This is a genomic window from Pseudomonas sp. R1-18, from assembly GCF_051132095.1.
In the GTDB taxonomy this organism is placed as follows: Bacteria; Pseudomonadota; Gammaproteobacteria; order Pseudomonadales; family Pseudomonadaceae; genus Aquipseudomonas.
Genome location: NZ_CP071658.1, coordinates 3,479,479 through 3,505,317, shown reverse-complemented (window position 1 = coordinate 3,505,317; position 25,839 = coordinate 3,479,479). Strand labels below are relative to the sequence as shown.

The 25,839-nt window shown below is 63.4% G+C and carries 17 protein-coding genes; 6 read left to right on the top strand and 11 right to left on the bottom strand.

Features of this window, described 5'->3' with window-relative positions:
* Positions 1-2: 2 nt before the first annotated feature.
* From J3P77_RS15965 to mnmC, 5 genes are all read right to left on the bottom strand, one after another.
* Complete coding sequence (locus tag J3P77_RS15965; RefSeq protein WP_434677563.1) at positions 3-1,775, bottom strand: N-acetylglutaminylglutamine amidotransferase; 1,773 nt, start codon at positions 1,773-1,775, stop codon at positions 3-5.
* A gap of 137 nt (positions 1,776-1,912) precedes the next feature.
* A complete protein-coding gene (locus tag J3P77_RS15960; RefSeq protein WP_434677562.1) occupies positions 1,913-2,992 on the bottom strand; it encodes a lipocalin-like domain-containing protein in 1,080 nt (359 codons plus the stop codon).
* The gene (locus tag J3P77_RS15955; RefSeq protein WP_434677561.1) at positions 2,982-5,462 is read right to left on the bottom strand and encodes an ABC transporter permease; all 2,481 of its coding nucleotides are present in this window, start codon (positions 5,460-5,462) and stop codon (positions 2,982-2,984) included. Before J3P77_RS15955 ends, J3P77_RS15960 begins: the two co-directional genes overlap by 11 nt.
* Position 5,463: 1 nt before the next feature.
* Entirely contained in the window at positions 5,464-6,132 is a 669-nt protein-coding gene (locus J3P77_RS15950) for an ABC transporter ATP-binding protein (protein ID WP_434677560.1), read from the bottom strand.
* Positions 6,133-6,246: 114 nt separating this feature from the next.
* Positions 6,247-8,235 carry a bifunctional tRNA (5-methylaminomethyl-2-thiouridine)(34)-methyltransferase MnmD/FAD-dependent 5-carboxymethylaminomethyl-2-thiouridine(34) oxidoreductase MnmC gene (gene mnmC, locus J3P77_RS15945; protein ID WP_434677559.1) on the bottom strand — a complete coding sequence of 663 codons (1,989 nt, stop codon included), beginning with the start codon at positions 8,233-8,235 and terminating at the stop codon, positions 6,247-6,249.
* 161 nt (positions 8,236-8,396) lie between these two features.
* Between mnmC and pap the strand changes: the two genes are divergently transcribed.
* Entirely contained in the window at positions 8,397-9,905 is a 1,509-nt protein-coding gene (pap, locus tag J3P77_RS15940) for a polyphosphate:AMP phosphotransferase (protein WP_434677558.1), read from the top strand.
* Between the two features lie 169 nt (positions 9,906-10,074).
* Positions 10,075-10,308, top strand: coding sequence for a DUF6124 family protein (locus J3P77_RS15935; protein ID WP_434677557.1), 234 nt, complete (start codon positions 10,075-10,077; stop codon positions 10,306-10,308).
* 41 nt (positions 10,309-10,349) lie between these two features.
* Here the strand turns inward: J3P77_RS15935 and chrA are convergent, their stop codons facing one another.
* The 4 genes from chrA to J3P77_RS15915 form a co-directional block, all read right to left on the bottom strand.
* On the bottom strand, positions 10,350-11,555 hold the full coding sequence (gene chrA, locus J3P77_RS15930; RefSeq protein WP_434677556.1) for a chromate efflux transporter: 1,206 nt from the start codon (positions 11,553-11,555) through the stop codon (positions 10,350-10,352).
* A 73-nt stretch (positions 11,556-11,628) separates the two neighbouring features.
* On the bottom strand, positions 11,629-12,981 hold the full coding sequence (locus tag J3P77_RS15925) for an HlyD family type I secretion periplasmic adaptor subunit (RefSeq protein WP_434677555.1): 1,353 nt from the start codon (positions 12,979-12,981) through the stop codon (positions 11,629-11,631).
* Between the two features lie 15 nt (positions 12,982-12,996).
* Positions 12,997-15,192 (bottom strand): type I secretion system permease/ATPase, encoded by a 2,196-nt coding sequence (locus tag J3P77_RS15920; protein WP_434677554.1) that lies wholly within the window; start codon positions 15,190-15,192, stop codon positions 12,997-12,999.
* 20 nt (positions 15,193-15,212) lie between these two features.
* On the bottom strand, positions 15,213-16,568 hold the full coding sequence (locus J3P77_RS15915; protein ID WP_434677553.1) for a TolC family outer membrane protein: 1,356 nt from the start codon (positions 16,566-16,568) through the stop codon (positions 15,213-15,215).
* Positions 16,569-16,962: 394 nt separating this feature from the next.
* Between J3P77_RS15915 and J3P77_RS15910 the strand changes: the two genes are divergently transcribed.
* On the top strand, positions 16,963-19,611 hold the full coding sequence (locus J3P77_RS15910) for a retention module-containing protein (protein ID WP_434677552.1): 2,649 nt from the start codon (positions 16,963-16,965) through the stop codon (positions 19,609-19,611).
* 45 nt (positions 19,612-19,656) lie between these two features.
* Here the strand turns inward: J3P77_RS15910 and J3P77_RS15905 are convergent, their stop codons facing one another.
* Positions 19,657-20,055 carry a YbaN family protein gene (locus J3P77_RS15905; protein WP_434677551.1) on the bottom strand — a complete coding sequence of 133 codons (399 nt, stop codon included), beginning with the start codon at positions 20,053-20,055 and terminating at the stop codon, positions 19,657-19,659.
* A 10-nt stretch (positions 20,056-20,065) separates the two neighbouring features.
* Positions 20,066-20,653, bottom strand: a complete 588-nt coding sequence (locus tag J3P77_RS15900; protein WP_434677550.1) for a UPF0149 family protein — start codon at positions 20,651-20,653, stop codon at positions 20,066-20,068.
* 189 nt (positions 20,654-20,842) lie between these two features.
* Between J3P77_RS15900 and recQ the strand changes: the two genes are divergently transcribed.
* From recQ to J3P77_RS15885, 3 genes are all read left to right on the top strand, one after another.
* Positions 20,843-22,972, top strand: coding sequence for a DNA helicase RecQ (gene recQ, locus J3P77_RS15895; RefSeq protein WP_434677549.1), 2,130 nt, complete (start codon positions 20,843-20,845; stop codon positions 22,970-22,972).
* A gap of 91 nt (positions 22,973-23,063) precedes the next feature.
* Complete coding sequence (locus tag J3P77_RS15890) at positions 23,064-23,498, top strand: MarR family transcriptional regulator (protein ID WP_434677548.1); 435 nt, start codon at positions 23,064-23,066, stop codon at positions 23,496-23,498.
* Positions 23,499-23,587: 89 nt separating this feature from the next.
* Entirely contained in the window at positions 23,588-25,765 is a 2,178-nt protein-coding gene (locus tag J3P77_RS15885) for a FimV/HubP family polar landmark protein (protein ID WP_434677547.1), read from the top strand.
* Positions 25,766-25,839 lie beyond the last annotated feature (74 nt).

Genomic DNA, 25,839 nt, shown 5'->3' with positions numbered 1-25,839 from the left:
GGTCAGAGTCCTTGTTCGCTGAGCCACAGGTTCAGCGCTGCCAGTTGCCACAGCTTGGAGCCGCGTAACGGCGTGAGTTGGCCCTGAGGGTTGGTCAGCAATTTATCGATCATGACAGGGTTGAACAGCCCGCGATCCTGGCTTGGGTCGGTCAACAGATCACGAACCCAGTTGAGCGTCTCACCCTCAAGGTGCTTGAGACCCGGAACCGGAAAGTAGCCTTTCTTGCGGTCGATGACCTCCGAAGGAATCACCAGCCGCGCTGCTTCCTTGAGCACATGCTTGCCGCCGTCGGGCAGTTTGAATTTGCCTGGAATGCGGGCTGACAGTTCGACCAGCCGGTAATCCAGAAACGGCGTCCGCGCTTCCAGGCCCCACGCCATGGTCATGTTGTCGACGCGTTTGACCGGGTCGTCCACCAGCATCACCGTGCTGTCCAGACGCAGTGCCTTGTCGACTGCGGCGCTCGCGCCCGGCTGGGCGAAGTGTTCACGCACGAAGTCTCCGGCGGCATCGTTGGCCGTCATCCATTTTGGCTGGACGGTCTGCGTGTACTCGTCGTAGCTACGGTCGACGAACGCGTCGCGATAGGCCGCGACTGGATCGTCCGCGCCGTCTACCTGTGGATACCAGTGGTAGCCGGCAAACAGCTCGTCGGCGCCCTGGCCGCTCTGCACAACCTTGCAGTGCTTGGCCACTTCGCGGGAAAGCAGATAGAAGGCAATGCAGTCATGGCTCACCATCGGCTCGCTCATCGCGCGGAAGGCTGCGGGCAGTTGCTCGATGATTTCGCTTTCCTGAATGCGCAGTTGGTGATGGCGAGTGCCGTAATGGCGGGCAATCAGATCCGAATACTGAAACTCGTCGCCGCGCTCGCCGCCGGCATCCTGAAAACCGATGGAGAAAGTCGACAGGTCTTCAACCCCGACTTCTCGCAGCAGACCGACCAACATGCTCGAATCGACGCCGCCGGAAAGCAGCACGCCGACATCGACCGCCGCGCGCTGACGGATGGCAACCGCTTCGCGGGTGCTGTCCAGAACACGGTCACGCCAATCTTCGAGCGTCAGGTTTTTCTCGTCTTCGTGGGGGCCGTAAGGCAGCGTCCACCAGACTTTCTGCTCGGTTTTGCCACTCGCGTCGATGCGCATCCAGCTGGCGGGTGGCAGTTTCTCCACACCGGCCAGAAGTGTGCGCGGCGCTGGCACCACGGCATGAAAGTTCAGGTAGTGGTTGAGCGCAACCGGGTCCAGCATTCCGCTGATGTCGCCGCCCTTGAGCAGCGCTGGCAGGGAAGAAGCAAAGCGCAGGCGCTTCTCGGTTTTCGAGAGATACAGTGGCTTGACGCCAAGGCGGTCGCGAGCGATGAACAGCTGACGGCTGTCCCGCTCCCAGATCGCGAAGGCGAACATGCCATTGAGCTTGGGCAGCATGTCCACGCCCCAGGCGTGATAGCCCTTGAGCAAGACTTCGGTGTCGCCGCCGGAGTGGAACGCGTAACCCAGGCTTTCCAGCTCTGCTCGCAGTTCCGGGAAATTGTAGATGGCGCCGTTGAAGGCCAGCGACAGGCCCAGATGACTGTCGATCATGGGCTGCGCCGAACCGTCGGACAGGTCCATGATTTTCAGACGGCGATGGCCCAGGGCAACCGGCCCTTGGCTATGAAAACCCCACGCATCCGGGCCGCGAGGCGCCAGCTCATGGGTAATGCGTTCCACAGCGGCCAGATCCGCTGGTTGATGGTCAAAACGTAGTTCACCTGCTAATCCGCACATAAGTCCTTACCGGGTTTCCGTTGGGGAGGTGACTGGCGAAAAGCTCAGTCACCCAGAAACTGACCCGGAGGATACGTGGGAGTTTTAGATCAATCGGTTATAAGTGGCGCGCTGGCCCGCATCGAAACGGGGCACAGTCAATACCCCGTCATCTCCAGATACCCGACCCCGCCCTGGCTGCCAGTCAGATTGACCGGGCCTTCCCAGTAGGGAATGTTGACGCCCATCCAGGCCTTGGGGTTGAGCGCGTCGACAGTGACGTCAAGGTTCCTGTCGGCAATGCGCACCGACCAGCGCGTGGGCACGCGGCGTCCGGCGACTTCCGTTTCGGCCAGTGGCTCCAGCTTGACGTCTGCGGGGCCAAGCACACGGGGCTTGCCGTCGGCGCTGATCCAAGTGCCACTCAGATAGGGCTCACCCTGATTGCGGCGGACGCGGAACAACATGACGCGCTCGCCGCTGGCCAGCTGCAGCGAAAACCAGTCCCAGCCGGTCTGACTGGCGGCCAGCGGCTGGCTGCTCCATTCCCGGTCCAGCCACGCATTGCCGGTCACTTCGTGGGTTTTGCCGTTGATCTGCACACTGCCCTCGGCCTCGAAGAACGGCTGGCTGTAATAGTACGAGGCCTGACCAAGCTCGGATTTCCGGCTGAAACCCTGCTGACCTTGCAGCACCAGCGGCCTGGTCGATCGCAGCTTCAGGTCGTAGGCGAAACCGTCGCCGCGCGCCTTGAGCTGCATCTGGGCCAAAGGATCTTTCGGGTCAGAGGTACTGTTAAAGGACCAATCGTCGATCCACGCTGAAAATGGCCCTGGTTGTACGCCGGCCTGTTCCACGCCGCCGCGCGCGTAGCGTTGCGCCACCTTGTGCTCGGTCGCCGACGTGGCGGCCGCGTGCCCCAGCCAGATGGTGCCGTCGTTCCAGCCGCTGTCCGGCTGCGCGCCCGGACGCAGGGCGCTGCGGAACAGCGTCCACTGCACGCCGAAGCGTTGTCCCTGAGTGTCCTGCAGGGTGGCGGTGACGTACCACCATTCGATCCGGAAACCCGGATGCTGACCGTGGTCCTCAGGAAAGCTGAAAACCCGGCCTGGTGTGACCTGCAAATAGTCATTCGCTTCATCGCCCAGCCCCGCGAATCCGCTGTCCGCCGGTGGCGGCTCATCGCACGCCGCAAGCAGCAGAGCCATCGCGGCTGAAACCAGCCATTTACTTTTCATCGGCGAAAGTCCTGATCAGGTCGGCAGGCCGTGTGCGGTACAGCTTGAACAGAGGCCAGGCCGAGGCGAGCAGTGTGGCAAGCAGCGCCAAGCCCATCAGCTGCACCAGTTGCAGAGGAAAGATCTGCAACGGCAATCGCCAGCCGAATGCCTGAACGTTGATGACTGCGTCCAGACACCAGGCCAGCAGCAGACCAAGGGGCAGGGCGAATGCCAGGGTCAGCACTGCCAGCAGCCAGGTCTGCCCCAGATTCAGGAGCATCAGTTGTCTGCGGGTGACGCCCAATGCCCAGAGTGGCGCCAGCTGTCCGAGCCGGCTCTGGCTCTGGGTCAGCAGGCTGATGAACAGCGCCACGCCGGCGACCCCCAGCGTGAGGCTGTTGAGCGCGGCGGTGGCGGCAAAGGTGCGCTCGAAAATCTGGTTGGACCAGCGTTTGAGCTGGCTCTGGTCGATGATGCGCGTATCGTCCAGCGCAAAGCGCGCCTGAAGTCGGGGAACCAGTCGGGTGATAGCCTCGCGGTCAATCCTGAGGTTAAAGCGGTTGGGCGTCAGCTGCGGCCAGTGGCTCAGCAGATGCCCGGCATTGACGAGCAGATGACCCTTGGGGTTGCCGTAGTCGGCGTATATACCGACGATGCGCGTCGTCCACCGGCCGCCCGGCACCGGGATGTCCAGGCGGTCGCCGAGCCCTGCCTTGAGCCGTCGTGCCAGCTGCTCGCTGAGCATGACGCTGTCTTCGTTCACCAGTCGGGACCACGGATCGTCGCCGCTGGCCTCCAGCAGTTGCCAGTGTTCGCGGTAGCTGGCGTGATCGATGACACCGTACAGATCGGCGGGCCAGCCTTGCAGTTGCACCGGCACCTGCCAGTTGGGCAGCACGGCGTCGATCTCCGGCTGTTGGTCCAGCCAGCTGTGCAGCTCGCGGGCCTGCTGCGGGTCGACCGGGCTGACGTACAACTCGGCGGTCAGGCGTTGTTCCAGCCAGCTGCCGAAGGTTTCGCGGAACCCCGAAGTCATGGTGCCTGCGCCGATGTTGGCGGCCATCGCCAGCAATAGCGCCATCAGCGCCAGACTGAGCGCCGGCAGTTGCTGCCGGCAGTCAGCCACGAACCATTGGCCAAGTACCGAACGACTCCGTACCGACAGGCCGACTAGCAGCGCATCGAGCAGCGCCGGCAGGCCCAGCGCGGCGCACAGCAGCAAGGCGGAGATAAGCACAAAGCCCATCAATAGGCTGTCGCCCAACCACAGGGCTGCGATTGCCACGACCGCGCAAACGCCGGATACCCAGGCCTGGCGACGCAACCATCGAGCATGCGCCTGCTGCCAGGCCTGAGCATCGGCCAGTGCCAGCAGCGGCAGACGTGCCGCGCGCAACAGGCTGTTGGCGCCCGCCAGCAGGGCGCCGAGCAGGCTCAGGCCGATGCCGCTCAGCCACCAGCCTATATCGAGGCTCAGTTGCCCGGCGATTTCCGCGCCATACAGGCCACGCAGGCTGGCGGCGACGTCGGGCAGCAACAGCCCGGCCAGCAGGTAACCGCTGATGACGCCGAAAAGGCCGCCAATCAGCGCCAAAGCACCCAGCTCCAGGCCCAGCGACACGATCAGGGTCCGCGCGCTGACGCCGGACGCACGCAAGTTGCGCAGCAGGCCGCGCCGTTGCTCCAGCGCCAGGCCGATAGCGGCATGGACAATGAATAGACCGACGATGAACGACAGCACGCCCAGGGCGTTGAGATTCAAGTGGAAGCTTTCCGTCAGCCGTTGCAGATTGTTCTCTTCAGCGCCTTTGCGGATCACCAGTCGGCCGTTCAGCTCGGCGGGCAGCTTCGGATCTGTTGCGGCGAAATCCCCGGGCAGCAGCAGGCTCGACAGCTGGCCGGACAGGCCGAGCAAAGGCTGGGCGAAGCCGATGTCTGTCAGCAGTACGCCAGGTGCCATGTCCAGGCGGGAGCGCAGCGGTGGCAGCGTCTTGCCGTCTTCCCGCTGAGGTTGGTCGCCTTCCTGGTAGCCCAGCGCGTCCAGGGTCTGGGGCGCGATCCAGGTCACGCCCGGCGGCGTGAGGAACTGGACGATTTGCCCCGAGTCCAGTGTCTGCCCGGCTACCGCGGAGCCCAATGGCAGGGTCACCGGTTCGATGCCAATCAGCTGCACCCGCTGGGTCTCGCGGTCCTTGAGCTGGACACGGCCTTGTACGGTCGGCGAGACCGGCCAGCCGAGCCGACGCAGCTGAATGAACAGGTCCTGGGGAAATATCGCACCGGTGGCGGACACCAAGCGGGTCTGCGGTTCGCCGCCGATCAGCTGGCTGGCCCGCTGGTAACTTTCGCGCGCCTGACTGTTGAGGGCCAGGACACCCGTCAGCAGGCTGGTGGCGAGCCACAAACCGGTAAGAATGCTGAAAAATTGCACAGGATGACGCCGCCAGTGGCTGACGAGCGCGCGCAGGGTCCAGTAAAACACCCGCATGTCAGTGCGCGCCTTGCGAGGCCAGCCGACCGAAATGCAGCACGACCTTGCGCGACAGACGTTCAGCGACGCGCGCGCTGTGGGTGACCATCAGCAGGCTGGTCGGGCTGTCATCCAGTAGATCCAGAAGCAGCTGTAACACTTCATCGCTGGTGGTTTCATCGAGGTTGCCGGTGGGTTCGTCGGCCAGGAGCAGGCCAGGACGCGACGCCAGAGCACGACCTATGGCAACCCGTTGCTGCTGGCCGCCGGACAGTTGTTCCGGATAGCGGTCGAGCAATTGGGTCAAGCCAAGGCGTTCGGTCAGGCGCGCCTGCCAGATGGGATCGAAGCGCCCGGCGAGGCGCGCCTGAAACGCCAGGTTGTCCAGGACCTTGAGGCTGCCGATCAGGTTGAACTGCTGGAACACCAGACCGATCTCGGTACGCCGCCAGTTGGCCAGCTGACGCTCGTTCATCCGGTCGAGACGCTGACCGCTGACTTCTATACTGCCGCCGTCCACCTGGTCGAGACCGGCGATCAAATGCAGCAAAGTGCTCTTGCCGCTGCCTGATTCACCCATCAGTGCCAGGCTTTCACCTTGTGAAAGATGCAAGTCCACGCCCCGCAACACCGCCAGCGGTCCTTGCGCAGTGGCATAACTCTTGAACACGTTTTGCACTTGCAGCATGAGCACTCAACCGGGCAGAGGTGAGGAACAAGCATAGCGGGTGCGGACCGGTTAGTCCGCTCCTACCCCGATCGGTGTGACTTTGGGAGCACGAAAAGGTTTAACCGGCAGGTTCTAGGCCACGGCCGCCTTGCCGCGAATCAGCGCGCGGAGGGCGAAGCGGTTTGGCAGGCAAGCCTGGGCGACGCTGAGCGGCACCGGCAAGGGCTCGTCGTTGAGCCACGCGGCGATCAGTTCGCCGGACAGCGGCGCGGTGATCAGGCCGCGCGAACCGTGGCCGCTGTTGATGTACAGACCTTCCAGCCAGGGGCACGGGACATCAGGCACTTGCCGGGCATCTCTGGCCAGCACCGCGTAGGCATCGGCGAATGCGGCCTGGTCGGCCAGCGGCCCGACGATGGGCAGATAATCGGGGCTGGTGCAGCGAAACGCCGCGCGTCCTTCAAGCTGTTCCGGGTCTAGCCCGCAAGCACCGAGCCGTTCGGTCAGGTCACTGGAGATCGCCTGCAAAAGCTGCAGGTTGCCCAGATGATCGGCCGGGTTGGGCGTCAGGTCTTCGCTATGGAAGTCGAAACTCGCCCCCAGCGTATGTTCGCCCAGGCGTGCCGGAGCCACATAGCCTTCGGCGCAGACCACCGTGGCCAGCGCCGCGCTGGACTCGGTCTGCGGCAGGCGGGTGATCTGCCCGCGAATGCGCTTGAGCGGCAAATCTGCGCTCGGCGCAAAACGCTTGATGTCCGCCGCGCCTGCCAATACCACGACCGGTGCGCTGTCGATCAGCTCGCCCTGATCCCACGCCTGCCATTGACCATCGACACGGCACAGTTTCAGCGCTTCGCGGTGGGCGATCAGCCGGATACCGGGATGCGCCAGCTGCATCCGGCAAAGCGCAGGAGGATGAACCCAGCCGCCTTCAGGGAAAAACAGCCCGCCGGACCTGAGCGCCACGCCACTGCACCCCTCGGCGGCGTCCTGGTCCAGCAGGTGCAGAAGGTCGCGGGGAAAGGCCTGCGCCAACTGTGCCTGTCGCTTGCTCTCCTTGTCGTCGAAGGCCAGTTGCAGCACGCCGCAGTTGTCCCATTCCACGCCTCGTTGCAGGCGTTCCAGCCATCGACGGGTATAGCCGAAACCGCTGAGGATCAGCTGTGACAAGGCGGTGCCGTGCGCAGAAAGTTTCAGATACAGCACGCCTTGCGGGTTGCCGGACGCCTCCTGGGCCGGCTGCGCATGGCGTTCCAGCACGCTCACCTGCCAGCCTCGCGTCGCCAGGCTTTGCGCCGTGGCGCACCCGGCCAGCCCGGCGCCGATCACCAGCGCCTTGCGCTCCCCCTGCGGCGCGGGCGGTCGAGCGAACCAGGGCGCGGCGCGAGGCGGTGCCGCTACGTCCTGCGGCCAACCGAGAAATACCCCGCGCAGCACTTCCCACTTGTGGCCGATGCCCGGAACCCGCTTCATCTTGAACCCCGCCGCGTTCAGCGCACGACGGACCCAGCCGGTGCTGGTAAAGGTCCCGATAGTTGCCGACGGGGCAGAGAGCCGGGCCAGCTCGGCAAAAAGCTCCGGGGTCCACATCTCCGGGTTTTTCGCCGGCGCGAAGCCGTCCAGAAACCAGGCATCGACCTGCCCGTCGAGCTGGGGCAGCATCTCCAGCGCGTCGCCGATCAGCAGCGTAAGGGTAATTCGCCCGCCGTCGAACATCAGCCGCTGGAAACCCTCGTGCACGGCGACGTACTGGTCGAGCAACTGCACAGCGTAGGGCGCAAGTTCCGGCCACAGGGCCAGGGCCCGTTGTAGGTCTGCGCGTTGCAGCGGAAATTTTTCGACGCTGACAAAGTGCAGGCATGCGCCGGCGGGCACGCACTGGTCGAACAGCTGCCATGCGCAAAGGAAATTGAGCCCGGTGCCGAAACCGGTTTCACCGATCACCAGCCGGTCGTCCGCATGCAGGGCATTGAAGCGGTTGCGCAGATCGTTCTGCACCAGAAACACATGGCGCGCCTCGGCCAGCCCCGATTCGGTGGAAAAGTACACATCGGAAAAAGCACGGGAGCGGGGATTGCCGTGTTCATCCCAGTCGATCTGGGCGTGGCGGGTCGTGGTCATGATGGGCTCAGCGGGAACAGAAGCGGCATTTTAACCCCCAGCGAAGCCAAAAGCGGCACTGCCGACAGATCGGATTGACCCATGGCACCGAATGGCGGTCACAAGGAGCATGTCGCCATCAGATCGATTGGCCCCAGTCGATCGCAAAAAGGGAGTTGCCCATGTTCGAATCCGCTGAAATCGGTCATGCCATTGATGATGAAACCTACGACAAACAGGTGCCTGCGCTGCGTGAGGCCCTGCTCGAAGCGCAATACGATCTGCATGAGCAGGCCGGTCGACAGATCATCATCCTGATCAATGGCATCGAAGGCGCGGGCAAGGGCGAGACGGTCAAGCTGCTCAACGAATGGATGGACCCTCGTCTGATCGAAGTACGCACGTTCGATCAGCAGACCGACGAGGAACTGGCGCATCCGCCAGCCTGGCGCTACTGGCGGCAGCTGCCGGCCAAGGGCCGCATGGGGATTTTTTTCGGCAACTGGTACAGCCAGATGCTGCAGGACCGTGTGCATGGTCGCTTCAAGGATGCCGTGCTGGACCAGGCCATTGCCAGCGCCGAACGTCTGGAGAAAATGCTCTGTGACGAAGGCGCGCTGGTCTTCAAGTTCTGGTTCCACTTGTCGCGCAAGCAGATGAAGCGTCGCCTCAAGACCCTGAAGGACGATCCATTGCACAGCTGGCGAATCAGCCCGCTGGACTGGCAGCAGTCCAGAACCTACGACAAGTTCGTGCGTTTCGGCGAGCGGGTGCTGCGTCGCACCAGCCGCGAATACGCGCCCTGGCATGTAATCGAAGGCGCGGATGCCAATTACCGTAGCCTGACGGTCGGGCGTCTGCTGCTCGAAGGCATGCAGGCGGCTCTCAAGGAAACCGGGCGTCGGCCGCAGGCATTGACCATCGGCCCGGTTGCCGCGAGTCAGGATGAACTGACTCTGCTCGACAGCCTCGACCTCAGCCTGCGCCTTGAGAAGGATGAATATGAGGAAGCACTGATCGCCGAGCAGGCACGGTTGTCCGGCAATATGCGCGACAAGCGCATGAAAAAGCATGCGCTGGTGGCAGTGTTCGAGGGCAACGATGCGGCGGGCAAGGGCGGTGCGATTCGCCGGGTCGCTGCCGCTCTGGACCCGCGTCACTACAGTATCGTGCCGATTGCCGCACCGACCCAGGACGAGCGGGCACAGCCTTACCTCTGGCGGTTCTGGAGGCAGATCCCGCCGCGCGGCAAGTTCACCATATTCGATCGGTCGTGGTATGGCAGGGTGCTGGTGGAGCGCGTCGAAGGCTTTTGCAGCGAACCCGACTGGCTGCGGGCTTATGGCGAGATCAATGACTTCGAGGAGCAACTTACCGATGCCGGCATCGTGCTGGTGAAATTCTGGCTGGCCATCGACGAGCAGACCCAGTTGCAGCGTTTCGAAGAGCGTCAGGAGATCCCGTTCAAGCGCTACAAGATCACCGAGGACGACTGGCGCAACCGCGACAAGTGGCCGCTGTATCGTCAGGCGGTGGGCGACATGGTCGATCGCACCAGCACCGAAATTGCGCCCTGGACGCTGGTCGAGGCCAACGACAAGCGCTGGGCCAGGGTCAAGGTCCTGCGTACGCTCAACGACGCGCTTGAAGCGGCTTTTGCTCGCGACCAGAAGAAAAACAAGAAGAAATAACGCCGCGTCCGGGGTTGCTGAGCAAGACGTTTCCCATATCGTTGAGTGAAATTTCCGATAACCCCTTGGCGCCTTGCGCCGAGGGGGATGGCTCAATACTCTTCGCCGGTCGTTCTACGCCAGGAGCTGGCAGGCGACGCCAACCTGAGTTCCATCGGAGATGACTCGCATGCTCGACCACCCAACCGCTTCAACCGGCCTGTTCTCGATCAATGAAACGGTCGGTCCGGAAGCCGCGCTCAACCATGCTTCCGATCTGCTGCGTTGCATCATTGCCACTGCGGAGGAATCCAACGAATGCGCTCAAGGCGTCAGTCGGGATCTGACTCTGTCGGTCGTCCACCTTGCGCAGATGGCCAAGGCGATGGTCGACCGCTCGCTGGACTGTCTGGAGGCAGATTGAATGACTGCTGGTCGAATGGCGCCGGTTGACTGTTTGCCGGCTTATCCGGCCAGCCAGCCCAGCAACGCGCTGGCTATTACGACTTGCCACGGCGCCAGCTTCCACCGGGTCAACGCGGTAAAGGCCAGCAGCGCCAGCACGATGTCCTGGACGCCGTGGATGGCGCTGGTCCAGACCGGCTGGTAAAGCGCCGCCAGCAACAGCCCGACCACGGCGGCATTGACGCCGACCAGCGCGGCCTGCATGTGCGGGATCCGTCTGAGGCCTGCCCAGAACGGCAGCACGCCCGCGAGCAGCAGAAACGAGGGCGCGAAGATTGCCAGCACGCACAGCAGCGAGCCGCTCCACCCGGAGACCTCGCCCTGCATCGCAGCACCCAGAAACGCGGCAAATGTGAATAACGGGCCGGGCATCGCCTGCGCCGCGCCATAACCGGCGACAAATGTTTCCGGGTCGACCCAGCCGCTGTTCACAACTTCAGTCTGCAACAACGGCAGCACCACATGACCACCGCCGAACACCAGGGCGCCTACCCGGTAGAACGCCTCCGCGATGGCGACCGTCGGGTTCGCGCCCAGCGCGCCGAGCATCGGCAGGCCGATCAGCAACAGCAGGAACAGACCCAGGCACAGCAGGCCCGCCCTTACGCTGACCGGAACGGGCAGTGCATCCGCGTTCAGCGCCTGAGCCGGTCTGAACAGCATTGTTCCGGCGGCCGCAGCGACGCCGATGATCAACCATTGCGCCCAGGCGTGGGACATCAGCAGCGTCGCGGCGCAGCTGATGCCCATGAGCAACGCGCGCGGCAGACTTGCACAATGCTGGCGCGCCATGGCCAACACCGCCTGGGCCACGACCGCTACCGCGACGATCTTCAGGCCGCGCAGCGCGCCTTCCGAAAGCACGCTGTCCGGGCCCGGGCCACCGGACGCCGACAGGCTCAGGCCCAGCAGCGTCATGAGCAGTGCCGATGGCAGCGTGAACCCGACCCAGGCTGCCAGCCCACCGGCGTACCCGGCGCGTGACAGACCCAGCGCCATGCCGACCTGGCTGCTGGCCGGTCCGGGCAGGAACTGGCACAGGGCAACCAGATCGGCATAGCTGCGCTCGCTCAGCCAGCGGCGGCGGGTGACGAACTCGGCGTGAAAGAACGCCAGGTGCGCAACCGGGCCACCAAAGCTGGTAAGGCCCAGGCGCAGGAAGATGAGAAATACGGATGCGCAGCGGCGGCTATCGATGGGTGGCATGGCGATGTCTGGACGGAGCGAACCGGCAGATTAGAAGCGGCTTGCGAAATCGGCAAGGCCCGCCGCTTGCCAATCACCTTTCGCGCAACGCTTCCGAGCGAGCCTTGAGCACCGGCTTGAGCAGGTAGTCCATGACGGTTTTTTCGCCGGTAATAATGTCGACGGTGGCAACCATGCCTGGAATGATCTGCAGCGGTTTGTCGTCGCTGCCCAGATGATTTTTCGCGGTGCGCACCTGTATCAGGTAAAAACTCTCGCCCTTGTCGTCGCTGATGGTGTCCGCGCCGATCAGCTCAAGGCGTGCGGACAGGCCGCCGTACAGGGTGTAATCGTAGGCACTGAACTTGACCATGGCCTTCTGACCCGGATGCAGAAAAGCCACATCCTGCGGGCGGACTCTGGCTTCGATCAGCAGGTTGTCTTCCAGCGGCACGATTTCCAGCAGATCGCTGCCGGGCTGCACAACGCCGCCGATGGTGTTGACCTTCAACGTCTTGATGATGCCGCGCACCGGCGAGATCACCATGGTGCGGTCCATGCGATCGTCGATGGCGATCCGGGTAGCGCTGAGGCGCGTCAGCTCGCTGCGTTTTTCGTTGAGCTCGCGCGCGGCCTCGGAGCGAAAGCCCAGTTCCGATTCCTGCACGCGGCTGCGGATCTCGTTGATCGCCGCCTCCGCGCGCGGAATGGCAAGGGTATTGGCATTCATCGAACCGCGTATCTCCACCGCGCTGCGCTTGAGGCGCAGGATCTCGACCGGCGAAACCGCGCCCGAGCTGACCAGTGGCGCGGACATATCCAGCTCTTGCTGGACCAGCGCCAGGCTGCCGCGAAACTGCTCCTGCTTGGCGCGGAACTCCGCCAGCTCCTGAGTCTTCTGGCGCAGCTGCTCGCTCAGCGTGCGTTGCTCGCTGCTCAAGCGGCGCTGGCGGGAGTCGTACAGCGCCAGTTCGTCGGCGGCAACCTGCGCGGCATTCTGGGTCACCTCGTCGGGCAGCATCATGGGCCGACCCTCGGCTTCGGCGGCCAGACGTTCCACCTGGGCGGTCAGCACCATGCGGTCGACTTCGCTTTCGCCGCGGTTGGACAGAAAACGCGTGTCATCAAGCCGCAGCAGCGTGTCGCCCTTTTTCACGGTCTGACCTTCGCGGACGAAAATTTCGGTCACGATTCCGCCCTCCAGGTTCTGCACCACTTGCACCTTGCTCGAAGGAATGGCCTTGCCTTCGCCGGTGGTGACTTCCTGAATGTGCGCCATGCTGGCCCAGGCCAGCGCGACCAGCAGCAGCGCCGCGGCGAGCCACACCGTGACGCGCATGGTGCCAGGGGCTTCCCGGGCCAGAGCGCCGGCCCGGTAAGGCAGGAATTCGACGTCGTCCCGCAGGCGGGGAGTGAATCGTCGACGAAGACCGCGAGTCGCTGACATGGCTGTGCTCCTTGATTAGCGATAGCCCGCAGTGGGGCGCTCGACGGGGAATGGTCCGGCCTGGCCTTTGCGCAAGGCGTCGATCACCGCTTCCTTGGGGCCATCGGCGATCAGGCGTCCGTTGTCCAGAACCAGCAGGCGGTCGACCAGCGACAGCATCGACAGGCGATGGGTGATCAACACCAGCGTCTTGCCCGGCACCAGGCGATGCAGGTGGTGGCGCAGCGTGTCTTCGCTGGCGTTGTCCATGTGGCTGGTGGGTTCGTCGAGCAGCAGGATCGGCGGTTGCAGTAACAATGCGCGGGCCAGCAGCACGGCCTGGCGCTGGCCGCCGGACAGCAGCTGGCCGCGCTCGCCCACCGGGCGGTCGAAGCCGCGTGGATGACGCAGGGCCAGTTCGTCGACACCGGTAATGCGCGCAACCTCCAGCATCCGCGAGTCGCTGATCTGCCGCGCGCCGAGGGTCAGGTTGTCGCGCAGGCTGCCGGCCAGCAGCGGCAGGTCATGAGCGACATAACCGATCTGTTGGCGCACCTCGCTCAGCTCCAGCTGGCGCAGGTCAAGGCCATCGAAAAGCAACTGGCCCTGGTCAGGGCTGTGGAAACCCATCAGCAGGCGCGCCATTGTGCTCTTGCCCGACCCGCTGCGGCCGATGATGCCCACGCGCTCGCCGGGCTCAAGCCTGAAACTCAGGCTGTCGAGCGCCGGTGCGCCCTTGGCTTCGTAGCGAAAACTCACAGCGCCGACGCCGATTGCGCCGGCGAGTGGCGCGGACTGCAGCGGGCGCTGCTCGGCATCGCGCTCTTGCGGGAGCGCCATCAGCGCATCGGTGCTGGTCATGGTCAGGCGCGCCTGCTGATAGCGGGTGATCAGCCCGACGATCTGACCCAGTGGCGCCAGCACCCGACTGCCGAGCATATAAGTGGCGACCAGTGCGCCTACGCTCAGGTGGCCGGCAATGATGCTGTACACCCCGGCAACCAGCGTCACCATGCCGCACAACTGCTGCACGAAAAGCGTGCCGTTGCTGGCCAGCGCCGCGAGGCGTCGGGCGTGGTTATCCAGGTGGGTCACCGCGCCGTGGGTGCTTTCCCATTGATGCTGACGCTCGCCCTCGGCATTGCACGCCTTCAAGGTCTCCAGACCACCGAGGGTTTCGATCAGCAGCGCCTGACGCGCCGCGCCCAGGCTGAGGCTTTTCTGCACGGTGTCGCGCAGCCGGGCCTGAATCGCCCAGGCAAAGAGGATGGTCAGCGGGAAGGCCAGCAGCGGGATCAGGACCAGCCAGCCGCCCAGCAGCCCGATGATGGCGAGCATCAACACCGCGAACGGCAGGTCGATGAGGCTGGTCAGGGTCACAGAGGTAAGAAATTCGCGCAGCCCCTGAAAGTCATGAATGCTCTGGGCAAAGCCGCCGATGGTTGCCGGCCGTGCCTTGAGATCCATGCCCAGAATGCGTTCGAACAGCGTGGCGGAGAGAATCAGGTCGGTCTTGGCGCCGGCTTGGTCCAGCAGGCGGGCGCGGATCAAGCGCAGCCCGAGCTCGAACAGCGTGCCGATCAGCAGGCCGGTGGCGAGCACCCAGAGGGTTGCGGTGGCCTGGTTGGGCACGACGCGGTCGTACGTCTGCATGACGAACAGCGGCACCATCAGGCCGAGCACGTTGATCAACAGGCTGGCAAGAATCGCGTCGCCGTACAGGCTGCGCGAGCGTTGCAGGGTGTCGCGAAACCAGGCCTGGACCCGCGGCACCAACGGCGTACGCGCCTGTTCCAGCTCGTGCAACGGCCGGGCGAAGAGCGCCCGCCCGCTGTAGCGCCGGGCGAGATCTTCACGACTGACCCATTGCTCGCCGCCCTGGCTTTCGGACGGCAGAATCAGCGCCCGCCCATCGTCGCCCCAGCGCGCAAGCACCGCGCAGCCTTGCTTGTCGGACGCCGGGCCGTCCAACAGCAGCAGTACCGGCAGGTTCAGCTGATCAACGTCCCTGAGCTCGCGCTGCAACCAGCGCGCCTGCAGACCGGCCCGCGCAGCGGCTCGGGGCAACAGCGCAGGGCTTAGCTGCTGCCGTGCAAGCGGAAGGCCGGCGGTGAGGGTAGCGCGACTGGCGTTGCAACCGTGCAAGCCACACAGAATCATCAGCCCGTCCAGGAGCGGATCTTCGGCGCTCGCTACAGGTTCGAGCATTTCGGGCAGTTCCAGACTGGTCATGACGTTACCCCGGTGGCGGATCATTTCAGGGTGGGCAGGCGGGCTTCGTTCTCGACTTCGCTCAGCTCGACCGACTCGGCGGGCAGTACCACGCGTTGCTTGCGCAGCAGTTCGCCTTCGCTGGCCAGCACGCGATACATGGCCAGTTCCTCGGTGTAGCGGACCTCGGTGTAGCGGCGGCCGGCGTTGTACAGCTCGTTTTCGCTGTCCAGCAGGTCGAGCAGGGTGCGTTGTCCCAGACCGAACTGGTCCTGATAGGCGGCGCGCACGCGGGTGGTGGTTTCCACGTAGTCGCGGGCCACCGGCGTTTGCAGGCGGGCATTGGTCATGGCATTCCAGGCCAGCGCCATATTTTCGTTGAGCATCCGCAGCGCGTTGTTGCGAATGTCGAGCGCCTGGCCGGTCTTGTAGGCGTTGGAACGAAGGCGCGACGTGTCACGGTTGCCGTTGAACAGGTTGTAATTCATCACCACCGCCGCCCGCCATTGATTGTCGTGGCCTTCCTCGCCCTGCAGGTTGTCGTTGGCGCCGACCGCCAGCTCGGCGTCGAAGCGCGGATAGAACGGCGCGCGCGCAATCTCGTATTGTTTCTCGGCGGCCTGGACATCGGCCTGGGCGGACTTCAGGTAGGGATTGTTGAGCAGCATGCTTCGCTGGGCGTCGCTGAGGGTCAACGGCACCTCGCCCTTGATCGACGGAGGCGTTTCCAGCTCGTCCGGCAGCCGGCCGATGGCGCTGGCGAAGTTGGCTTCGGCATCGGCCAGGTTCACCTGCGCGGTCTGGTAGTTGTTTTGCGCCAGGGCGCGGCGCGCCAGGGACTGGTCGCGGTCGGCGGTGCTGCCCACGCCGCGCTCGCTGCGCAAGCCGATCTGGTCGTTGATCCGCATGTGGGCTTGCAGGTTGTTGCGTGCCAGGGTCAGAAGCTCCCGGCACTTGAGGACTTCCAGATAAACCTCGATGGCGCGCAGGGCCAGGCTTTGTGAAGTGCCCTGTACGAAATAGGCGCGCGAGTTGACCACCGCTTTGTTGCGCCCCACTTCATTGGGGGTGTTGAAGCCGTCGAACAGCAGTTGGCGCAGACGCAGTTCGGACTGGGTGTAATTCAGGGTCCGGGCTTCATGCCCGTAGATGGCGCGCGTGCTTGGGTTGTCGCTCTGCTGTCTGCCGTAGGCGGCTACCAGATCGATAGCCGGCAGGTAGCCGCCCTTGGCTGCGTTGAGGTCCTCGCCCGCTGAAAGGCGTTCGTTCTTGCTGGCCTGCAATTCAGGATGGTGGTCAATGGTGTACTGGATCGCCTCTGTCAGCGATATGGCTTGCGCCTGGGCACAGGCCACTGCCAACACCACCGCAGTGTAAAGCGGAGTCAAATCGCGCATGAATACATCTCCCTGACGTTTGTTCTAGATCGCCAATAAACTGACGAATACGTTTTGCAGGCCGTTTCAGGCTCGTAACAACACAGCTAAGAACAACTTTCGAGAAACCTCAGACGTTTTTCTCATATGCCTTATGCCGAAAAAAACTTATGCGATTTTTTGAATTCGAGCGATGTTGAGTGCAGCAAGTCGCAAGAAAATCAGCGGATTAGCAGCGCCAAACGAGCGGTTAGTGGTTTTTTGACGCGCAACAAATTGCGACCGACCGTGCGGTTTTACATGTAAAAACAATGAATTGATCAATCGTCGATATTTTGTCGCTGTCAGGTTTTTGCAAACTGTCGTCGCAAGCGTGAAACGGATTTCAACCGTTTCCAGAATGTGGAGGACTACGATGGCCAGGTTGATAGGCACAGTGCGACAGGTAGTTGGCGAAGTGCTGGCAGTTTCCGCAAACGGGGAGCAACGGTTATTGCAGGCGGGCGACAGACTCTACGCCGGTGAGTATCTGCAGACCGGAACCGACGGGGCGATTGCGGTCAGGCTTGAGAGCGGCGGTGAACTGACCCTTGGGCGCTACAGCCGGGTATTGCTGGACGGCTCGATCCTGGAAGGGCATGCCGCCCACGTCGAGACCCTCGACCCATTGACGCCGACGCTCAGTGACGCGCAGGCCGAAAAACCCGTTTCCACGGAGCCACGCGCTGAAGCCGCGCCAATCGGTGAAAGCGGCGGAGGACACACTATGGTGGTGTTGAGCGAAACCGGTGGCGAGGTGACGCCGGTCATAGGCTTTCCCACCGAAGGCCTGTCCATGGCGCCGATTTTCCCGGACGGCCGGGATGAGTTTTTCGACGAAGGCTCGGACGGACCGCCACCTCTAGTTGTTCCTCCGCCGCAGCCACCAGTCATCGAGCCGCCAGTGGTTGAGCCGCCTGTCATCGAGCCACCTGTCATCGACCCGCCACCGATCGATCCGCCCGTGGAGCCGCCCACAGAACCACCATGCGAGCCACCTTGCGAACCGCCGGTCGACCACGATGTGACCGTCTCGGAGAGCGGGGTTACCGTCGATGAAGCGCATCTGCCCGAAGGCTCGGCGCCAGACGCGAGCAAGCTGACCCAGAACGGCACCTTTACCGTGAACGCGCCCGATGGTCTGCAAAGCCTGACGGTGGGCGGTGTCGAGGTCATCAAGGGCGGGGTGGTCGCCACCTTCCCGCAAACCGCGCTCACCCCGCTGGGTAACAGCTTCAGCATCACCGGTTATGATCCGGCCACCGGCCAGGTGAGCTACAGCTATACCTTGAATGGTTCGCTGGAACATCCCGAAGGCGACGGGACCAACAGCCTGGGCGAGAGCATTGATGTGGTGGCCGTCGACAGTGACGGCGACACCGGCTCGGCAAACCTGGAGATCGTCATCGTCGACGACGTGCCACAGGCCTGCGATATCGAGGTCTGCGTTACGTCCGAGCCGGGGCCGAGCGACGGGTTTGACGGCAGCCTGTTGTCAGGCGGGACTTTCGGTGCCGACGACGGCTTCGTCAAATCCATTTGCGTGGACGGCATCACCTACAATTACGACCCCGAAGGCAAGCAACCCATCAGCGGAGGCGATGGCAGCGAGTGTTATGACAGCCTGAATCACACGCTGACGGTGATTACCGGGCAGGGCGGTACGCTGGTCGTCAACATGCAGAACGGCGCGTTCAACTACACGCCGGGCGAGGTGGCCGTGCCACTGACCGAACGTATCGGTTTTGTGCTCAGCGACAGCGATGGCGACCAGGCGGGCGCTTCGCTGCTGATCAACGTCCAGCCCAACCTGCCGCCTCCCGCGCCTGAACCCTGTGTTGTCGCTGCCGACGACCACATCATCACCAACGTGCTGGCGCCTGTCATCGAGCTGCCCGCCGCGGTACTGCTCGCCAATGATCATTTCGCCAACGACCGACCGCTGACGGCGACACCGACACGCTTCGAAACCGGCTGGACGGATGCGGCCGGCGACTTCCTCGCCCCAACGCTGCATCCGGTGGCGTTCAACGGCCACCGCGACAATCTTGCCAATCAGCTCAAGGATCTGCAGCGCGCTGACTTTCACGTCACCAGTGCGGCGACGGCCATGGTGATGGTCAACGGTTATCTGAGTGCCTGGGATGGCCATAGCTATAACAGTCAGGATCTCTACAGCGTCGAGCTCAAGGCCGGCGAAACCCTCAAGCTCGATACCAGCTGCCTGTCGGATCAGGTCGGGTTGGCATGGCAGATGAACGACGGTCCTTTCCACAGCCTGGGAGCCGATGCCAGCTTCACTGCGACCGAGGACAACGTCTATCGGGTGCTGCTGGTCCATCAGCCCGATCCGGGCGCGGTGAATGAAGGGCTGGAATACAAGCTCGGCCTGACTGTCGATTACAGCGCGGTCGATACGACGCCGACCTGGCAGGGCGCTTACACGGCGCATGGTATGCAGGGTGGCAGCGATACCGCGCAGGTCAGCATCGACTATCAGCACGGCCCGGCGCTGATCGGCGGCGCAGGTGATGATGTGTTACTGGCCGGAAACGGTTCCGATTGCCTGTACGGCCATGACGGCGCCGACCTGTTGATCGGCGGCAAGGGCAATGACCTGCTGACCGGCGGGGCAGGCGCGGACACGTTCATGTGGCTGGTTGGCGACACCGGTCACGACCGCGTCACTGACTTCGCTTTCGGCGTCGCAAAGCCGGGTATTGCAACATCGGGCGATACGCTGGACCTGTCACAGCTGCTGCATGGCATCGGTGCGACGGCCGAGACACTGGACGATTTCCTGCGTTTTCGCGTCAGCGGCAGCGCCGCCGAAACGGTTTCCACCATCGAAGTCGGTCATGCCGCGGGGCATCCCGTCCAGACCATCGACCTGGCAGGTGTCGACCTCGCCGCGCAGTTCGGCGTTACGCCAGGCAACAATGGCTGGATCGCCGGGGGTGCGGACACCTCAACCATTATCAATGGGATGTTGGGAGATCATTCGTTGAAAACGGATGTGGTCTGACCTTGCGGCCTTCTGATTCCGGCCGTCGGCAAGCACGTGCTCACGCTATCGGTGCAGGGTTTTCTGTCTGAGGATGTAAATGGTGACCAGCACCGCACTGACCAGCATGAACACACGGAGCCACGGCCAGGGCATCAGGTAGCAGGACAGTCCGATGCTGGCCCACATCATGCCGATGGCGTAGACCTTGGCCTTGAGTGGAATGCCATTACCTTGCAGGTAGTCGCGGATCCACGGGCCGAGGCGCTTGTGATTGACCAGCCAGTAATAGAAGCGCGGCGAACTGCGCGCGAAGCAGGCGGCGGCCAGCAGCAGGAACGGGGTGGTGGGCAGCACCGGCAGGAAAATGCCGACGACCCCAAGCGCCACGCTCAGCCAGCCGGCACCCAGCAGAATGTAGCGCACCGATCGGCGACGATGGGTGCGCGGCATGTCTTGCGCCATAGGCGCCGACTCAGTGGTGGCGAGGCTTGAGGATCGCCGGTTTCTCGTCCGGAGCCTGGCACAGCAGGAACAAGGCCGTCAGGGCTTCCGGAATCTGGACGATCATGTCGTCCATCAGATTGGCGTCCTGAGCGATGTCGGCGAATTCGGGTTGTTCGTCGAACAGGCCTGAACCGACCATGATCGGCAGCAGCATTTCGCTGACTTCTTCTTCGGCGCTTTCGAACCAGGCGTTTTCGCGCAGGAAAACACCTTCCATGAAACCGATGCACCAGCCGCGCAGGTCCGAATCATCCGGGTCGTCGCCCAGATCCAGATCACATGGCAGTTCGAATTCTTCGTCCGAAGCCAGCTGACGCGCAATGTGCGCCTGCAGCAGCACCAGCGTGGTTTCGATCTCTTCGCGCTGTTCATCACTGGCGTAATGCGGCGGCTCGGAGAACAGGGCGTCGATCCACTCGCGCTCCGGCACCGTCTCGGAACAGATCGACAGCGCGGTCAGGTAGCCGTGGGCGGCCACATAGTCCAGTGCTTCTTCGTGCAGTTCATCTGCATCGAGGAAGACTTGCAGGCGGGTAAGTTGCTCAGCGAAGGACATGGACGGACTACCTTGGAAATAAACGATGCTGAATTCTAGGCGCTGAGCGAGCGGGGCGCCAGCGTGGATGCCGATTGCAGTTAATTTCGACCGCTCATGTCGTGGCTGTCCATCGGCTTTGATGGCTCGGGTATACTGCCGGGCTTTGCAGTGCAGCACGGCAGTGCAGCAGGACGATCCGGGGTTTTTATGCTCGAACAGGCACAACGCGTACTCAAAGACATCTTCGGCTACGACAGTTTCCGTGGTCGCCAGGGTGCCATTATTGAACGCGTGGCCAGCGGTGGTGATGCGCTGGTGCTGATGCCGACCGGTGGCGGCAAATCCTTGTGCTTCCAGGTTCCGGGTTTGCTGCGCGACGGTCTGTGCGTGGTCGTGTCGCCGCTGATCGCCCTGATGGACGATCAGGTGGCCACGCTTGAAGAGCTGGGCGTCGCGGCCGCCGCGCTGAACTCCACGCTGAGCGCCGAGCAGCAGCGCGATCTGGCGAACCGGATTCGCCAGGGCGAAGTCAAAATGCTCTATCTGGCGCCGGAGCGGCTGGTGCAGCCGCGCATGCTGGCGTTCCTGCAGAATCTGAAGATCGCCCTGTTCGCCATCGACGAAGCGCACTGCGTATCGCAATGGGGCCATGACTTCCGTCCTGAATACTTGCAGTTGGGCCAGCTCGCAGAGATGTTTCCGGACGTTCCGCGCATCGCCCTGACGGCCACCGCCGACAAGCGCACCCGCGAAGAGATCGTCACGCGCCTGCACCTGCAGAACGCCGAGCGCTTTCTGTCCAGCTTCGACCGCCCGAACATCTTCTATCGCATCGTGCCCAAGGAACAGCCGCGCAAGCAGCTGCTGGCGTTCCTTTCCGAGCGACGCAGCGACGCCGGCATCGTCTATTGCCTGTCGCGCAAGAAGGTCGACGAAGTGGCGGTGTTTCTCAGCGACAACGGCTACCCGGCGCTGCCGTACCACGCCGGTTTGCCTGCCGAAACCCGCGCCGCCAATCAGAAGCGCTTTCTCAACGAAGAAGGCCTGATCATGGTGGCGACCATCGCCTTCGGCATGGGCATCGACAAACCCAACGTGCGTTTCGTCGCCCACATGGACCTGCCCAAATCGCTGGAAGCGTATTACCAGGAAACCGGCCGGGCAGGGCGCGACGGTCTGCCCGCCGATGCCTGGATGGCGTACGGCCTGCAGGATGTGCTGATGCTCAAGCAAATGCTGCAGAACTCCGAGGGTGACGAGCGGCACAAGCGCCTTGAACATCACAAGCTCGACGCAATGCTCGCGCTGTGCGAAGAAACCCGCTGCCGTCGTCAGACATTGCTGGCCTATTTCGACGAAGACATGCCGCAGCCATGCGGTCACTGCGACAACTGCGTCGACGGCGTACAGACCTGGGACGCGACCGAGCCCGCGCGTCAGGCCTTGTCGGCAATTTATCGCACCGGCCAGCGTTACGGTGTCGGCCATCTGGTCGACGTGCTGCTGGGCAAGTCCAACGACAAAGTGGAAAGTTTCGGTCACCAGCACCTGTCGGTGTTTGGTGTCGGCAAGGCGCGTTCGGAGGGCGAATGGCGTTCGCTGTTTCGCCAGCTGGTGGCGCGCGGCCTCGCCGATATCGATCTGGAAGGCTACGGCGGCTTGCGCCTTAGTGACAGCTGTCGTCCGCTGCTGCGTGGCGAAGTCACGCTGGAACTGCGCCGCGACCTCAAACCGCAGACCACATCGAAAGGCAGCTCCGGCAGCCCGGCCAGTCAACTGGTGCGCGGCGAAGAGCGCGAGCAGTGGGAAGCGCTGCGGACCCTGCGCCGCAAGCTGGCCGAAGAGCACGCCGTGCCGCCTTATGTGATTTTCCCGGACTCCACGCTGCTCGAAATGCTGCGCAGCAAGCCGGGCTCGATGGCCGAGATGGGCCGTGTCAGTGGAGTCGGCGCGCGCAAACTGGAGCGTTATGGCGAAGCCTTCCTCGAAGTGCTCAGCGGCAAGGCCGAAGCGCCGCGTGTGGTCGCCGATGTACGTCACGAACTGATCAGCCTGGCGCGCGCGGGCATGACCCCGGCGCAGATCGCCGGTCAGCTGCAATGCTCCGAGAAGAATGTCTACACCATGCTTGCCGAAGCGATTGGCAAACAGCAGCTATCGGTGGAGCAGGCGCTCGACCTGCCTGAAGATCTGCTGGGAGAAATCCAGGACGCCTTCCTCGATGGCGAGGGCGAGCTGCCACCGGTCGCGGCGGTTGCCGAGCAGTTCACCGGACGAGTCCCGGAAGGCGTGCTTTATTGCGTGCGCGCCGCCCTGCAATCGGAGTTCGAGATCTGACCGCGCGACGAAACGCTGCAACCGCGACCTTGCTTGAACGCAAGGAGCATGCTTAGCTCGCTAATAATTAGTTTTAATCATGAGTTCCCCTATGCCATTGACCGACGAACATCGTTTCGGGATGCAACTTGCGCACATTTCCCGGGGGTGGCGAGCCGAGCTGGATCGGCGTCTCGCCGATCTCGGGTTGTCCCAGGCCCGCTGGCTGGTGTTGCTGCATCTGGCACGATTCGGAGAGCCGCCCACGCAACGCGAACTGGCGCAGAGCGTAGGCGTTGAAGGGCCGACTCTGGCCAGGCTGCTCGACAGCCTTGAAACCCAGGGGCTGGTCCAGCGCCAGGCCGTGCTGGAAGATCGTCGTGCAAAGAAAATACTGCTCAGCGACACCGCGTTGCCCTTGATCGAGAAGATCGAGACCATCGCCAATGCGCTGCGCATCGAGCTGTTCGAGGGCGTGGATGAGGCTGACCTGAAGGTCTGCATGCGCGTGCATTCGCGGATTCTTGGCAACCTGGAAAGATCCTGAGACGGCTTGCCGGGTTCTCACCCATACTCTCGAAACCGATTTCCTTTTGATTACGTGAGAAGCCTGTTGTGGTTTCCATAAGGGTTCGCATGCTGAAGAGTTCTCAGGCCGTTTTCGAGAGCGTCGCCCCCGGGGCGCGCAGTATCAGCCGCTGTATCGCCAGGCGTGTTTTCGCGACATCGCTTGCCGCGTCGGCCCTGGCCTGGTCGACGCTGGCCTCGGCGCTGGGGCTGGGCGAAATCACCCTGCATTCAGCGCTCAATCAGCCGTTGAATGCGGAAATCCAGCTGACAGCAACCGGCGGCCTGAGCAGCGACGACATTGTCGTGCGGCTCGCGTCGCCGGAAAGCTTCGCCAAGGCCGGTATCGAGCGCGGGTTTTTCCTCAACGACCTGCGTTTCACGCCGGTAGTGCGCGGCGACCGCGGTGTGATCCGCGTGGTGTCCAGCAAGGCCGTGACCGAACCCTATCTGAATTTTCTGGTGCAGCTGTCACGCCCCAACGGCGACTTGCTGCACGAATACACCTTGCTGCTCGACCCGGCCACCTCCGCCGCGGGCGTAGCCGCCACCCGCAGTCGGCAGCAATCGAGCGTGGCGTCTGCCGACAGCCAGTCGCGCATGCCAGTCGCACCGCCAGCGGCGGTCAAAGGCCAGCGCTACACAGTGGCCAGTGGCGACACGCTGAACCGAATAGCCCAACGGGTACAAGGCCGCGGCACATCGGCCAGCCAGATGGCCGAAGGCATCCGTGCGCTCAACCCGCAAGCCTTTACCGACCCCGCCTCGTCGGCACTGAAAGCCGGTCAGAGCCTGTTGCTGCCCGATACGGCCGTTCTGCCTGCTACTGCTGCTGCTGCGGCACCCGCTGTGGCAGCGCAGGCGACGGACCTGCAGAAAGCTGCCGAGCAGCTCGCCGCCTCGACGCTGGAGAGTCAGCAACTGGCGCGGACAGTGGAGGAACTGACTGCCCGAGCCCAGGCGCTTCAGGAAGAAATGGCCGGCAAGGACAAGGAAATCACTGCGTTGCGGGCTGACCTCGCACAGTCTCAGGCGTCTCCGCCTGCTGCAGCGCCTGCGCCGACGACCGCCGCTCCGGTGGCGGCTCCAGCGCCACTGGCCCAGCCGTCCGCTACGACGGCGCAATCCGAACCGTTTCTGAGTTTGCCGCTGCTACTGGCTTTACTGGCGCTGGTTGTGTTGCTGGTGGTCTACGCCGTCAGCCGCCGTCGGCAGCAGCGCAAAGCTGACCCTGCGCCTGCGCCGGTTTACGACGAACCCCTCATCAAGCCGGCCCAGACGCCGGTCATGCCAGTCTACGAAGTGCCTGCGGTCGCTCCGCAGCCGGCGCCAGCTGCGGCCCAGACTCCCGCCAAAGCCCCGGCTTCCGCAAGACTGGCCGGCGCCGCGCCGGATGCGCTGGACGGTGTGAGCATCTACATTGCCTATGGCCGTTTCACCGAGGCGCTGGGGATTTTGCGCAGCGCTCTGGAAACCGAGCCGGAGCGCGAGGACATCCGGATAAGGATTCTCGAATTGCTGGCCGAGCAGGGCGATGTGACCGGGTTTGCGCGTGAAGAGCAGAGCGCGCTGGACCACGGCGTCGAGCGCCAGAAAATCGAAGACATCCGCGCCCGCTATCCGCAACTCAAAGCCAATGAAGCGCCGCCAGCGCCAGCGCCGGTAGTCGCGCCGGTGCCAGCTCCGGTCGACGAACTGCCTGACCTGCAACTGGATGAAACCACCGCCGCCGCGCTGAACCCCGAGCACATTGACGAATTCCAGCTGAATCTGGACGATCTTTCGCTGGACGCCGACTGGGACCTGGTCGATCCGTTCGATACTCCGGCCAAGCGTGGCAAGCAAGTGGCGCCCGCAGCCGTGCCCGCGCCCGCGCCTGAAGTCGATCCGGCGTTTGCTTCGAACCTGACCGAACTGCCGGAAGTCTTCGAGCTGTCCGACGAGCAGTTTCTCAGTGACTTCGACGAGCCTGAGCAACGCCCGATCAAAGACGACGCGCTCGATTCGGTCCAGTCCGGAGATGATGACGCCTTGAGCGACGAGTTCCTCGACAGCTTCATGGGCGACGATTCGGAGTTTGACCTGTTGGATCTTGAAGAGCCGCCGCTGACTCAGATCAACGAGGCACAGATGCTGATCGACGAAGGAGACTTCGACGCCGCGCGCAGTATCCTGGAACGGGTCATCGAAGAGTCCGACGAACAACATCGGCAGATGGCGCGGGAGCTGTTGGCGGGGATCAGCTGAGCCAGCGCGCTCCGGGAGACTGGAGCGCGCTGGTTCGGGCGCTTAGTTGTGGCGGGCAAGCGCCCCTGCAGGAC